We start from the raw sequence: 12,541 nt of genomic DNA, 5'->3' as shown, positions 1-12,541 counted from the left end.
CGATTTAATTAAACGATTAAATAATACGGTCCGGCTGTTCCTCCGTCTTCTTCTCCTTTGTTTCTTTTTTAGGCTGTTTATCCGCCGGTTTCTTGTCCTCCGGCTTCTTTGTCTTTACCTTGCCCTGCTTTGCATTAGCCTTTTTAAGAGAGTCCTTTACATGATTCTTTATAGAGTCCTGCTTGCGCTGCTCTTCCTCCTGTATTGCTTTCTTACGCGCTTCACTGCCTATGCTGTCCGTAACAACCGTTGCCGGCTTCTCAGGCTCCTTGTCTCCGCCAATTGCCTTTATGCCGTATACTCCGCCAAAGACCACAAGCAAGGCTATAACTCCCAGCGCGGCAAAGCGCAGAATCTTAGCTTGCGTGTTCGGAACACAGTTCCAGTCGAGGCGTGCGATGTGTGCAAACGATATGTTGTCTTTTCTTGTTACCGGCACCGGCACATTGGGCGAAATCTTGATTCCGTTCACATACGTGCCGTTCTGGCTCATGTCGATAATCGTCATCTTACCCGTAGGGTAGACATTAAGTGTTGCGTGACGGCGGCTTATCACATCCGTGCTGTCATTGATGACAATGTCGCAGCCCATTTCACGTCCTATTGAATACGCTTTCATATCTTTATCCGGTGTTATATTATTTGTGTTTTGTTATTCTCTCTATCATTTCAAGTTTCACGTTCTGCTTTACAAGCGAGTCTTTCAGGTTCTTGATGGTATCGCTTTTCAGCGAGTCTTTTTTCAGCATTACAGCCATGCGGTCACTTTCTTCGGCAGCGCCGGAACGGCTATTGCATACAAGGAAGACATTCAACAATATGCTCACTGCGCATACGCCGGCAAGCACCTGAAAAACGATTTTTGCTGTTTTAGACATTTTGGGTTTTATTTTTGAGTTTATCTTTGGTTCCGCCACAACTATGGTAAGGTTGTCATGATGACCTCCGTTTCTTCTTCCGAGATTGTCCACAAGCGTGGCAACGTCGTCCGTCACGGCTCCGAGCGATTTCGTTCTGTCGGAAATGACCTTTATGAATTCTTTTTCCGACATTGCCCCGTGTATGCCGTCCGAGCACAATACGAACCTGTCGCCCTTCTCATAGGGAAGTTCCTCCACCTCGGGTTCCACGTCATCGCCCACGCCCAAGGCGCGCGTAATGATATTGGACTGGTCGGAGAGCCTTGCCTGCTCCTCTGTTATGACGCCCTGACGCACAAGATTGAAAACCACCGAATGATCGAACGTGCGGAAAACCTTCTTATGCCCCCTTATCTGATATATGCGGCTGTCGCCCACATGTGCCGCTATTGCCGATTTTTCGGACATCAGGACAACCGTTGCCGTCGACCCCATGCCACGCAACTGCGGATTTTCAGAAGCCACCTCGAGTATCTTGCTGTTGGCATGCTTTATCGCATCTGCAATCACCTGTGCAGCATCAGCATCCTTGTCCGCCTCGTCCACGGCGTCAAGAATAGCTTTTACGGCTATCATGGAGGCAGTTTTTCCTCCGGGACCTCCGCCCATACCGTCGCACACCGTCACGACATAGCCCAATGCTGTCTGTCTTGCGCCCATCGTATCCTGGTTCTCCGGTCTGCCGCCGATACGCGACTCACCATGCACGAGATAGTCCTTATTATCGTTTATAAGTTTGTCTCCGTTGCCCGAGTGCAGTTGTATTAGATCCATTTTAAGTATGTTTTATGATAACGGACACAGGCAATCATCATCGTCTGTCCCTAAATCACCATTATTATAAACACTATGACAGCTATGAGCAGCAGTATGCTCATGACCGTCAGAAAGTCGAACGAGAACCCGCCGGACACATTCTCCCACCAGTGCGGTTTCGGAGCCATTGCCTCCATCACCGCCTGTTTGAACTCAGTTGCTTTACTGTAACGCTGTGCCGGGTCCTTTTCCGTTGCCTTGCGGATAACCCTCATCAGTCTCTTCGGTATTCCGGGATGATTGGGCAAAGACTCCTTAGCCTGTTTCCGCAGACATTCCGCCTCGCTCTCGCTTGCCATGGGATTGGCACCCGTCAGCAATTCGTAGAATGTTATGCCGAGCGAATAGATGTCGGTGGCGGCCGTTATCTTGCTCCCAGTTCCCGCTTCGTCGCCTTGCTTTATCTGTTCCGGAGCCGCATAGTCGGGCGTGCCTATGAAACCTGCCACCGTGTGCTTGCCGGGAAGGTTCATGCGTGCGATGCCCAAGTCCATAAGGCGCACGTTGTTGTCGTTCTCCACCATTATGTTTGACGGTTTTATGTCGCGATGGACTACTCCCTTCGAATGTATATAGTCGAGGGCGTCGAGAACCGAATATATCACACAGCATGCCTTTTCCACACGCAACGGACTGTTTTCAAAATACTTTATGTATTCATCCACATTCTTTCCGTTGACAAAGTTGCTGAGAATGAAAACAGGACCTCTGTCCGGAGCATACTCACAACAGCCCAGCATCTCGACAAGATTGGGATGCCTGTATGACAAAGACGCTTCCTGACGGGCACGCTCCCGTATCATCGGGTTGTTGGCAAAGGCGTCTTTCACCCGCTTCACGGCTATGGGTCTGCGCGTCGTACAACTGTATCCTCTGTACACATCGCCCATCGCCCCGCTGCCGATAGGTTTGTCTGCGGGATTGTAAAAATACCATTGCCCCTGCGCGAACAGATATACAAGCGGGTCGCCCTGACGCTTTACTACTGTCTGCATCGCCATTTTAAATTCCTACCGTTCCGCCTGTATTGTATTGGGGATTTGCGCCGTCCGCCCCTACCGTGCCGCCCGGTACGAACGGTGAGGGAATGTCGGGCATGCCCGGCATAATATCTTCCGGAGCCTCATCCACATGTACAAAATTCTCCGAAACCTTAAGTCCCAGTTCCGCAACATCCACAAGCACGATATAAAGCTCGTAGTTGTCGCCGATGGTGATGATGTCTCCGTTCTTGCACTCTTCTGCCTGAAATCCGAGACTCATGCCGTTTATCATCGTGCCGTTGGTAGAACGGGCGTCGCTAACCGAAGCAATGACTTTCTCGGGGTTCTTCATCTTCCTCACGACAAGCACGGCATGCTCTGCACTTACCGTTCCCTCGTTGAGCACAATGTCGCAGCTGGGGTCCTTACCTATGGTGTTCTGCCCCACATGGAGCGGCCAAAACTCTCCCACCGGCGAGCGTGATATGGAATAGGCGAAGCCTACTACCGGCTTGCCTGATACTATATATTTTGGTGCAGCCGCTTTTCCACCGGGCATGCCGGCACCTGCCGCAGGAGTGTCTTGCGACATATCGGACACAACAGTGCCACGACCTGATACACGACCGTTACGTGAATAAAAATCCGGAGCAGGTCCAAAACCGCCTGCATCTCCTCCCACATTACCTGATACACCTGGAATTACTGTCTTGTTCTGTGACATGGCTGAATATTTTAGATATTAATTGAAGTTACAATAAATCACATCCTCCAATGCGGAGAATACCATATATGCTACCGATATTACATCGTTTTCACGACTTTTAGCTTATTTTTGCAAAATTAATCGTATTACGATTATTAAACAATTCGGGGGGTAATTTAAGAATGTTTAATTTTACAATACGCAAATTAAATATAATTTAACATCGATTTACAGGCGGTTAATTGTCAACACACACCTCTCGGGCTGCCGGCAACGGCTTTTTCAAAAGCCGACAGTCCGACGTCGCTTTCTTTTGCAGGATGTTATGATATAAAAAGTAGATAAATGGAAACAGGAAAAGGTATGTGGCTCGCGCCACAGGAGATAAAGGGCAATAGTCTGAAATCAAGCAACACGGCATTTGTTTTTTATCTTCTATCGTCTCCCTTTATCTCCCATTATCTTCTTTCCACACGTTTTCTTATCAAGGAACAAAAACATACAACATTACAAGATGTGGCAAACGGCGTTGCAAAAGGTGCCCTTTCAGGGGCTGAAATGCCGTCTTTCAGCCTTCAAAAGGGCACCTTTTGCAACGCCGGAGGTATCATTCTGATTTTCAAGAGGTTATGAACAGCGTTTTCAAGAGATATAAATCATGGTTCCAGATGTGTTTTAAATCGCTGCGGTGGCGTCTTTCAGCCATGCGCGCTCGTTGTCATCGAGAAGCGGGGAAAGCTTGTCGTACACAGTCTTGTGGTATCCGTTGAGCCATGCTCGCTCGTCGGCGGAGAGCATCTCCGTCACCACCGGCGCCGTGTCTATGGGACAGAGGGTAAGAGTTTCGAACCGGAGGAAACTGCCGAACTCGGTCTGAACGTACGGCACGGCGAGCAGCATGTTCTCTATGCGGACACCGAAACGACCGGCAAGATACATTCCCGGCTCGTCCGTGACAGTCATTCCCTCGACTATCGGAGCCGGTTTCCACTCCATACGTATCTGATGCGGACCTTCGTGAACACACAGATACGAACCTACACCGTGCCCCGTGCCGTGCATGAAATTCATGCCCTCGCTCCACAAGGCGCAACGGGCGACGGCATCGAGCTGCGTGCCGCTTGCCCCACGGGGAAACTTTAGCATCTGCAACCGTATGTGACCTTTCAGCACGAGGGTATACACGCGGCGCTCCTCATCCGTCACATCGCCCAGCGCAACGGTACGTGTTATGTCGGTGGTGCCGTCGGCATACTGTGCTCCGCTGTCTATCAGGAGCAGTCCTTCGGGGCGTAGCGGCAGGTCGGTGTCGGGCGTCGGTTCGTAATGAACCACCGCCCCGTGTTCGCCGTAGGCGGATATGGTGTCGAACGATATGCCGCGAAAATCGTCTTGCTCCGACCTGAGCGTCTCCAGACTGCGGCTGACGGACAGTTCGGTCTGCCCTCCTTCACGCACAGAAGGCAGCAGACGGCTGAGAAACCTTACCATCGCCACACCGTCGCGCACCATTGCCCGGCGGAAGCCTTCTATCTCGGCAGCGTTCTTCACGGCTTTCATATAGGGTACGGGCGACGGCACATTTGCCTTTACACAGCGCACGGCACTGTAAAGGGCGTGGCTCGTGGCGTTCTCATCTATCAGAATGTTGTATCCCTCATATCGCCGCAGCCCCTCGGACACCATGTCGTAGTCTTCGACATCTATCCCCTGTTCCGAGAGATAAGCCTCCACATCGGCTGTCAGCTTCACCTTATTTATATATATGGTGGCGCGCTCACGTTCTATAAGCAGATACGACACGAACACCGGATTGCAGTGCACGTCATTGCCGCGGAGGTTCAGCGTCCACGCTATATCGTCGAGTGCCGACACCAGCATGCCGCCCACGTGCATCTCCGACAGGCGGGCGCGTATCCTGCCGAGTTTGCTCATACAAGTATCTCCGGCATATTCCACGGGGTGTATCCACACCTTGCCCTGCGGCACCTGCGGACGGTCGCGCCATATACGTTCAAAGGGGTCGATATTAGTGCGCAGTGTTATGCCTCCCTCGGCACGCAGTCTGTCGGCAATGGTCTTCACGGTGGCTGCGGTGTTGACCGCGCCGTCCAGTCCCACAGCGGGATTGCGCAATACGGAGAGCTTCATTCCAAGCCATTTGCAGATGTCCGGTGTGTCGGGCATGCCGTCTTTCATAAGCACAATTCCGGTTCCCTCCAACTGTTCGGCTGCAGCAAGGAAATAGCGCGAGTCGGTCCATAGCGCAGCCTCGTCAGCCGTCACCACGGCGGTGCCGGCCGAACCGTCAAAGCCCGTAAGCCACTTGCGCGCCTCCCACCGCGGAGGCACATATTCGCCGTTGTGCGGGTCGGTACTCGGAATTATGAATGCGTCGAGATTTTCGCGGCGCATCACCTCGCGCAGTGCGGCGAGGCGTTCGGTTGTAAATCGGTTCATATATCAAATTGTAAGTTCTGCTTTACAAAGATATGCCTTTTCATATTTAATAACAAATAAAAGCTGCATTCAAACAACAAATATACTGTTTTTTTGCTATCTTTGCATATGAAAAGAGTGTACACCGACAATTTAATGCAGACGTGATTGTATTCGGTCTGCATGGTCATCCATACAACAGACAGCATGTAATTTATGTCATCACAGACGCTCCGGTAGTTCCGGACACCGTCATCGGACACAGTTTCCGGATAAAAAGATTGCATTAATAATAAAAGAATAAACTCATGAAATTTCTAACAAACGAAAAACTGACAATCGTCGGCGCTGCCGGAATGATTGGTTCAAACATGGTTCAGACTGCTCTCATGATGGGTCTGACAAGTGAAATCTGCCTCTACGACGTGTTCTTGCCCGAGGGCGTGGCAGAGGAGATGCGCCAATGTGGTTTCGGAGATGTGAAGATAACCGCCACAACCGACGTGAAAGAGGCTTTCACAAACGCAAAATATATCATCTCATCTGGCGGTGCACCGCGTAAAGAGGGAATGACACGCGAGGACCTGCTGGCAGGCAACTGCAAGATAGCCGAGGAGCTTGGAAAGAACATCAAGGCTTATTGCCCGGACGTTAAGCACGTTGTAATCATCTTCAACCCTGCCGATCTGACGGGTCTGGTGACACTGCTGTACTCCGGACTGAAACCCGGACAGGTAACAACACTTGCAGCTCTCGACACCACTCGTTTGCAGAGCGCGCTGGCAAAGAAATTCGGCGTGATGCAGACAGAAATCACCGGCTGCGCAACATACGGCGGACACGGCGAGCAGATGGCTGTATTCGGAAGCCATGTGAAGGTGGCAGGTCGTAACCTCACGGACATCATCGGTACCGATGAGTTCACAACAGAAGAGTGGGAGCAGATGAAGAAGGACGTGACACAGGGCGGAGCTGCCATCATAAAGCTGCGCGGACGTTCTTCATTCCAAAGTCCGTCATATCTTTCAGTAGAGATGATACGTTCGGCAATGGGCGGCGATACTTTCCGTTTCCCCGCAGGAACATACGTAAACACCGACAAGTACAAGAACATTATGATGGCTATGGATACCACCATCGACACCGACGGCTGCCACTACAACGTGCCGCAGGGAACAACAGAGGAGAACACCAAGCTTGACGCAAGCTACGAGCACCTTTGCAAGATGCGCGACGAGCTGGTGACGTTGAACATCGTTCCGGCTGTCAGCGAGTGGAACAAAATCAACCCGAACCTGTGATATTAGTCTTGCATTGGCAAGATGAATAAGGTTTGAAAAGAAGATAAAAGGAGATAGAAGAAGATAAGGGAAGATAAAGGACATTGGTTTTATTACTGTAACAAAACATGTGTCTTTTATCTTCCCTTATCTTCTTCTATCTCCGTTTGTATATCCTCTTGCTCTACCCTATCGGCTTTTACATCCTCTTATATCCTTTCCACCCAGAAAAAAGCATTTGTCTTTTATCTCCTTTTATCTTCTCCTATCTCCTTTTATCTCCTTTCGCCCGTATTATAAACGTTGCCTCCTCCCCGGTAGGGCTGTACCCCGGTGCAGCCGAAATTATTACGCTTGATATATGCCATGCGGTTTCGGATGTTCCATGGAACATCCCTACAGGTAAACAGGCACGTCCTTTTCTCGTTTTACCGCCCCAATTATAAATTATAAATTATTAATTATCAATTAATAAGCATTCGTCTTTTATCTCCCTCTATCTTCCCTTATCTCCTTCTATCTCCTCATTATCAATTAAGAACCCTTTATCTTTTACCATCCCTGTACTGTCTTCTTGCCCTCGACATTTCCTCCTTTGCGCCTCCCTCGGTCAGGAAATGATGCTTCGACTCTTCGATAAGTTTCACTATAAGTACATCATATTGATGGAGAAGAGTCAGCACAATGTTTGCCGTGGTCTCGTCGGTACGTTTCTTGACAGCCTCGATATAGTCCTCCGCCCTATTATGTTCACGACAGTAACGGCGTGCCTGCATGGCGCGCGCATCGTCCCTGTTCCACCTGCACAGCCCTCTGCATAGCAGATAGTCCTCATAGTCCGCCTTCAGTTCGTGCATGCTTCCGCGTGCCACATTGAACAGTTTTATTTCCATTTCGCGCGATGTAGACCCGTCTACACTGCCCTCTGCGATGTTCTGCTTACCGCTGCGGGCAGCCTGTATCATTTGGTCGCGCGTGCGGTCTCCCTTTTCAAGATAGGTATTAGCAAAATAGTAAGTTATCGCATATATGCAACGGGCTATCTTGTAGACAACAAGATTCTCATAGTCTCCTTGCAGGGGAAGAAATGAATTGGGGTTGTTTTTCATGTTTTTTGCTTTTTAGGGATTTCCCGGAGTACTCCGAGCTCTCGGAGTACTCGGAGTTCTCTGAGAGCTCCGAGAAACCATTTATTTTGCAAAAATAGCAAAACGAAACCGTTAATGCAAATAAAACCAGTATCTTTGCAGCATCGGAAAAAATTAAAACGAATACATTATGGCTCTTATAAAATCAGTAAACGGTCTCACCCCGAAGTGGGGCAAGGACTGCTATTTCAGCGAAAACGCCACTATCGTGGGCGAAGTGACAATGGGAGACGAGTGCTCTATATGGTTCAATGCCGTGCTGCGTGGCGACGTGGCACCTATAACCATCGGCAACAGGGTCAACGTTCAGGACGGTTCGTGCGTGCATGTGACCAACACGACGGGTCCTGTGGTCATAGAAGATGACGTCACCATAGGGCACAACGCAACGGTCCACGCATGCACAATACGCCGAGGGGCACTGATAGGCATGGGAGCGACCGTGCTCGACCACGCCGACATAGGAGAAGGAGCGGTAGTGGCTGCCGGTGCACTGGTGCTTCAGGGTACAAAGATAGGCGAACATGAGATATGGGGAGGAGTGCCTGCCAAATTCATAAAGAAAACAAAGCCGCATCAGGCGGAGGACTTCGCAAAGCACTACGTGGAGTATTCCAAGTGGTATCTGTAGGCACGCGACAGTCACATTCCTACAGTCTTATTCTGTAAAAAAGGTTATTTGTTCCGTAATAAATATACATTATATATTACGGAACATTATTATTTTTGCACCGTGAACAAACATCTAAACATATAAGACATGAAAAATTTTATTTTATCGGCACTGCTCGTCATTGCTGCAACAACATTAAAGGCACAGCCTAAAGTCTATTTTACAAAGGACATCAGTCCCGAAGCTCTTGTCAAAATATACAAAGCATTGGGTAAAGAAGCCACCGGTCGTGTGGCGGTAAAGATAAGCACAGGCGAGGCCGGAGGGCACAACTATCTCAAACCTACGCTTATACGCAGTCTTGTAGATGAAGTGAACGGCACCATTGTGGAGTGCAACACTGCTTATCCGGGCAAGCGCAACACCACGGAAGCCCACTGGCAGACGATACACGAGCACGGTTTCGACAGCATTGCGGCTGTGGACATAATGGACGAGTACGGTGACATACGCATACCGATAAGGGACAAGAAGCACATGAAATACAACATCGTGGGCGGTCATCTCGCCAACTACGACTTTATGGTGAACCTCGCCCACTTCAAGGGACATGCCATGGGAGGCTTCGGCGGAGTGCTTAAGAATCAGTCAATAGGAGTGGCTTCGAGCAAAGGAAAGGCGTATATACACACTGCCGGAGCGACGAGAAGCCCCGAGGAGTTGTGGAACAACCTGCCGGCACAGGACCATTTCCTTGAAAGCATGGCAGCATCGGCACAGGCTGTTGCCGACTATTTCGGGGGAAACATCATATATATAAACGTGATGAACAACATGAGCGTGGACTGCGACTGCGACAGTCACCCTGCCGACCCGCAGCTGAAGGACATGGGTATATTGGCGTCGCTCGACCCCGTGGCACTCGACCAGGCTTGTCTGGACAAGGTTTTCAATCATAAAGGTACGCTGGGCGACGACGAGAAACCGCTCATCGAGCGCATCAACCGTCAGCACGGCACGTACATAACGGAGTATGCCGAGAAGATAGGACTGGGCAGCAGAAAGTATATAATAGTGGATATCGACAAGTAAAAGGATTGCTCTGCAACATGAAGAGATTTCTTATTACAGTATCTCTGGCGGCTACGGGACTGCCATGTGCTGCCTCGCCGGCGGACAGCACGGCACACGGCATTGACGAGGTGGTGGTTACCGGAACGCGCAACAGCACCGACATACGTCATCTGCCCATGACGGTTTCGGTGATAGGACGCGACAAACTCACCGAGAAACAACGCAACAATGTGCTGCCGACACTGTCGGAACAGGTGCCGGGACTGTTCGTAACGGCACGCTCCATGGCAGGATATGCCGTGAGCGACGGGGCGGCGGGCAATATAAGCATGCGCGGATTGGGCAGCAGCGCGGGGCGGCTGCTGGTGCTTATAGACGGTCATCCGCAGTATCAGGGGATATTCGGGCACTCCATAAGCGACTCTTATCAGACGCTGATGACCGAACAGGTGGAGGTTCTGCGCGGACCGGCATCGGTGCTGTACGGCTCGAATGCCATGGGCGGAGTCGTGAACATAGTGACGCGCAAGATGACCGCCGACGGCACAAAGACCGACATCAACGTGGGCGCCGGCTCTTACGGGACGTTTCAGAGCGAACTGACAAACCGCATAAGGAAAGGCAAATTCTACAGCATACTTGCCGGGCAATACAGTCGCACGGACAATCACAGACGCCGGATGGACTTCGAGCAATACGGCGGATATATGAAGCTGGGCTACGACATGTCCGCCAACTGGACGGCATATGCCGACGCTGACATAACACACTTCAACGCATCGTACCCCGGGTCGGTACAGACGCCCATGTACGATGCCCGACAGTGGGTGACGAGGGGCGTGGTGTCGGCAGCCGTCGAGAACAGATACGACCGCACTTCGGGAGCGATAAGCGCATACTACAACTTCGGACGGCACAAGATAAACGACGGACACAAAATCGACGAGGAGCCAAAGAAGAACTACTTCCGCTCGGACGACGCCATGATGGGCATCTCGCTGTATCAGAGCGTGCGCCTCTTCCACGGCAACCGCATAACGGTGGGCGCCGACATGCAGCACATCTACGGCAAGGCATGGAACAAAGTGATTGCCACGGGAGAAGACCTTGCGCCCATAGGCGACGAGAGCGAGAACGACATAGCCGCGTATGCCGACTTCCGTCAGGACATCACGACGTGGCTGACGGTGGATGCCGGCATACGCGCGGACCATCACTCGCAGGCAGGAACGGAATGGATACCGCAGGGCGGACTGGTGTTCCGCACAACGCGCAACGGCGAACTGAAAGCCATGGCGGGCAAGGGATACCGCAACCCGACGATACGCGAGATGTACTTCTGGCGCCCGGCAAACAGCGACCTGCGTCCCGAACGAATGATGAACTATGAGGTTTCGTGGAAACAAAGACTCATGGACGGCGCCTTGAGGTATGGTGTGAACGTGTTCTACATCAACGGCGACAACCTGATACAGAACGTGATGACCGACAACGGACCGAAATTCATCAACACGGGAACGATAGAAAACAGCGGCATAGAGGCAGAACTGTCGTGGAACATAGACAGCCATTGGACGCTGAACAACAACTACAGCCTGCTGCACATGCACAACAAGGTGATTGCCTCGCCGGAATTCAAGAGTTTCATCGGCGGCGGATACACAGGCGGAAGGTGGAAGGCAAACGCCGGACTGCAGTATATCCGCGGTCTGTACACCGAAACGGGGACAGCAGAAACAAAGGAAGACTTCTGTCTGCTCGACCTTACCGTAAGCTACGAGGCATGCCGCAGCATCACGCTTTGGGCACGGGGAGAGAATCTTCTGGCACAGAAATACGAGATAAACAGGGGATATCCCATGCCGAGAGCCACATTCATGGGTGGCTTGCACGTACGGTTGTGAGAATGAGGAGATAGAGGCTATATAACAAGGAGATAGAGGGAGATAAAAGGAGATATGTGGCTGGCGCCACGGGAGATAGGGGACGATAGTCTTGGAACAAGCAACCGGACTGTTGTCCTCTATCTTCTTTTATTTTCTTTCCTGACATGATATACGAGTTTCTCCGGCATATGAGATGCAAATCTATCGCATATGAGATACAAATCTATCGCATATGAGATAGAAATCTGTAACACATGTTTAAGGATACCATGCAATGTCTTTACATATCGGATACAAGTACGGCGGTAATAAAAAAACGCCTGAATCATGTTAACTTAACGTGGTTTGTAGTATAATAGGGAATATGAATTCGCCCGGCTCACGTTAAAAAAGAAGCTTTTTCTTGGTTTTTCAGTAAAAACAGCGTACCTTTGCACCTGCAAAAGCAAAGCGTCGGGCGCCTGTGGCGAAATTGGTAGACGCGCCAGACTTAGGATCTGGTGTTTTGCGACGTGTAGGTTCGAGTCCTATCAGGCGCACCAAAAAGGGGCGGAAAATCACATTTGGTTTTCCGCCCCTTTTACTTTTATAGTCTTTCCCATGAACTTTTGACGGCAGATAAGTGGCACACGACAATCTATAATACAGGTATGAGAGCCTAAAACATGCTATACCG

Annotated in this window: 11 protein-coding genes and 1 tRNA gene; 6 read left to right on the top strand and 6 right to left on the bottom strand. The window is 50.6% G+C overall.

All coding sequences use genetic code 11. The annotated features are described in order from the left end of the window. Positions 1–16: 16 nt before the first annotated feature. From HPS54_RS03425 to HPS54_RS03410, 4 genes are read right to left on the bottom strand one after another with little or no spacing between them, the layout of a single operon-like run. Positions 17–619: an FHA domain-containing protein gene (locus HPS54_RS03425; protein ID WP_172344075.1), complete on the bottom strand. Its 603-nt coding sequence runs from the start codon at positions 617–619 to the stop codon at positions 17–19. A 19-nt stretch (positions 620–638) separates the two neighbouring features. Then, on the bottom strand, positions 639–1,694 hold the full coding sequence (locus tag HPS54_RS03420; protein WP_172344074.1) for a PP2C family protein-serine/threonine phosphatase: 1,056 nt from the start codon (positions 1,692–1,694) through the stop codon (positions 639–641). 50 nt (positions 1,695–1,744) lie between these two features. Further along, entirely contained in the window at positions 1,745–2,731 is a 987-nt protein-coding gene (locus HPS54_RS03415) for a serine/threonine-protein kinase (RefSeq protein ID WP_172344073.1), read from the bottom strand. 7 nt (positions 2,732–2,738) lie between these two features. Continuing rightward, positions 2,739–3,443, bottom strand: a complete 705-nt coding sequence (locus tag HPS54_RS03410; RefSeq protein WP_172344072.1) for an FHA domain-containing protein — start codon at positions 3,441–3,443, stop codon at positions 2,739–2,741. A gap of 327 nt (positions 3,444–3,770) precedes the next feature. Between HPS54_RS03410 and HPS54_RS03405 the strand changes: the two genes are divergently transcribed. After that, positions 3,771–4,058 carry a hypothetical protein gene (locus HPS54_RS03405; RefSeq protein WP_172344071.1) on the top strand — a complete coding sequence of 96 codons (288 nt, stop codon included), beginning with the start codon at positions 3,771–3,773 and terminating at the stop codon, positions 4,056–4,058. Positions 4,059–4,100: 42 nt separating this feature from the next. Here the strand turns inward: HPS54_RS03405 and HPS54_RS03400 are convergent, their stop codons facing one another. Continuing rightward, positions 4,101–5,885, bottom strand: a complete 1,785-nt coding sequence (locus HPS54_RS03400; RefSeq protein WP_172344070.1) for an aminopeptidase P family protein — start codon at positions 5,883–5,885, stop codon at positions 4,101–4,103. Positions 5,886–6,172: 287 nt separating this feature from the next. Here HPS54_RS03400 and HPS54_RS03395 point away from each other — a divergent pair, with 287 nt between their 5' ends. Beyond that, the gene (locus tag HPS54_RS03395) at positions 6,173–7,165 is read left to right on the top strand and encodes a malate dehydrogenase (RefSeq protein WP_172344069.1); all 993 of its coding nucleotides are present in this window, start codon (positions 6,173–6,175) and stop codon (positions 7,163–7,165) included. Between the two features lie 524 nt (positions 7,166–7,689). Here the strand turns inward: HPS54_RS03395 and HPS54_RS03390 are convergent. Then, complete coding sequence (locus HPS54_RS03390; protein ID WP_172344068.1) at positions 7,690–8,253, bottom strand: four helix bundle suffix domain-containing protein; 564 nt, start codon at positions 8,251–8,253, stop codon at positions 7,690–7,692. Between the two features lie 169 nt (positions 8,254–8,422). Here HPS54_RS03390 and HPS54_RS03385 point away from each other — a divergent pair, with 169 nt between their 5' ends. The 4 genes from HPS54_RS03385 to HPS54_RS03370 all read left to right on the top strand — a co-directional run bounded on the left by HPS54_RS03385 (position 8,423) and on the right by HPS54_RS03370 (position 12,407). Beyond that, positions 8,423–8,923 carry a gamma carbonic anhydrase family protein gene (locus HPS54_RS03385; protein WP_172344067.1) on the top strand — a complete coding sequence of 167 codons (501 nt, stop codon included), beginning with the start codon at positions 8,423–8,425 and terminating at the stop codon, positions 8,921–8,923. Between the two features lie 129 nt (positions 8,924–9,052). Then, positions 9,053–9,997 (top strand): DUF362 domain-containing protein, encoded by a 945-nt coding sequence (locus tag HPS54_RS03380; protein WP_172344066.1) that lies wholly within the window; start codon positions 9,053–9,055, stop codon positions 9,995–9,997. A gap of 17 nt (positions 9,998–10,014) precedes the next feature. Beyond that, the gene (locus HPS54_RS03375) at positions 10,015–11,883 is read left to right on the top strand and encodes a TonB-dependent receptor (protein WP_172344065.1); all 1,869 of its coding nucleotides are present in this window, start codon (positions 10,015–10,017) and stop codon (positions 11,881–11,883) included. Positions 11,884–12,322: 439 nt separating this feature from the next. Next, positions 12,323–12,407: transfer RNA gene (locus HPS54_RS03370), tRNA-Leu, on the top strand. Positions 12,408–12,541 lie beyond the last annotated feature (134 nt).

It is taken from the genome of Xylanibacter caecicola, from assembly GCF_013166515.1.
GTDB lineage: Bacteria > Bacteroidota > Bacteroidia > Bacteroidales > Bacteroidaceae > Prevotella > Prevotella caecicola.
Note: the sequence above shows the minus strand (reverse complement) of the source record. Positions and strands in the feature narration are given on the sequence as shown.

Excerpts from the sequence above, each read along its gene's own strand:
- HPS54_RS03425 (WP_172344075.1), bottom strand. The coding sequence starts at position 619 with ATGAAAGCGTATTCAATAGGACGTGAAATGGGCTGCGACATTGTCATC.
- HPS54_RS03420 (WP_172344074.1), bottom strand. The coding sequence starts at position 1,694 with ATGGATCTAATACAACTGCACTCGGGCAACGGAGACAAACTTATAAAC.
- HPS54_RS03415 (WP_172344073.1), bottom strand. The coding sequence starts at position 2,731 with ATGCAGACAGTAGTAAAGCGTCAGGGCGACCCGCTTGTATATCTGTTC.
- HPS54_RS03410 (WP_172344072.1), bottom strand. The coding sequence starts at position 3,443 with ATGTCACAGAACAAGACAGTAATTCCAGGTGTATCAGGTAATGTGGGA.
- HPS54_RS03405 (WP_172344071.1), top strand. The coding sequence starts at position 3,771 with ATGGAAACAGGAAAAGGTATGTGGCTCGCGCCACAGGAGATAAAGGGC.
- HPS54_RS03400 (WP_172344070.1), bottom strand. The coding sequence starts at position 5,885 with ATGAACCGATTTACAACCGAACGCCTCGCCGCACTGCGCGAGGTGATG.
- HPS54_RS03395 (WP_172344069.1), top strand. The coding sequence starts at position 6,173 with ATGAAATTTCTAACAAACGAAAAACTGACAATCGTCGGCGCTGCCGGA.
- HPS54_RS03390 (WP_172344068.1), bottom strand. The coding sequence starts at position 8,253 with ATGAAAAACAACCCCAATTCATTTCTTCCCCTGCAAGGAGACTATGAG.
- HPS54_RS03385 (WP_172344067.1), top strand. The coding sequence starts at position 8,423 with ATGGCTCTTATAAAATCAGTAAACGGTCTCACCCCGAAGTGGGGCAAG.
- HPS54_RS03380 (WP_172344066.1), top strand. The coding sequence starts at position 9,053 with ATGAAAAATTTTATTTTATCGGCACTGCTCGTCATTGCTGCAACAACA.
- HPS54_RS03375 (WP_172344065.1), top strand. The coding sequence starts at position 10,015 with ATGAAGAGATTTCTTATTACAGTATCTCTGGCGGCTACGGGACTGCCA.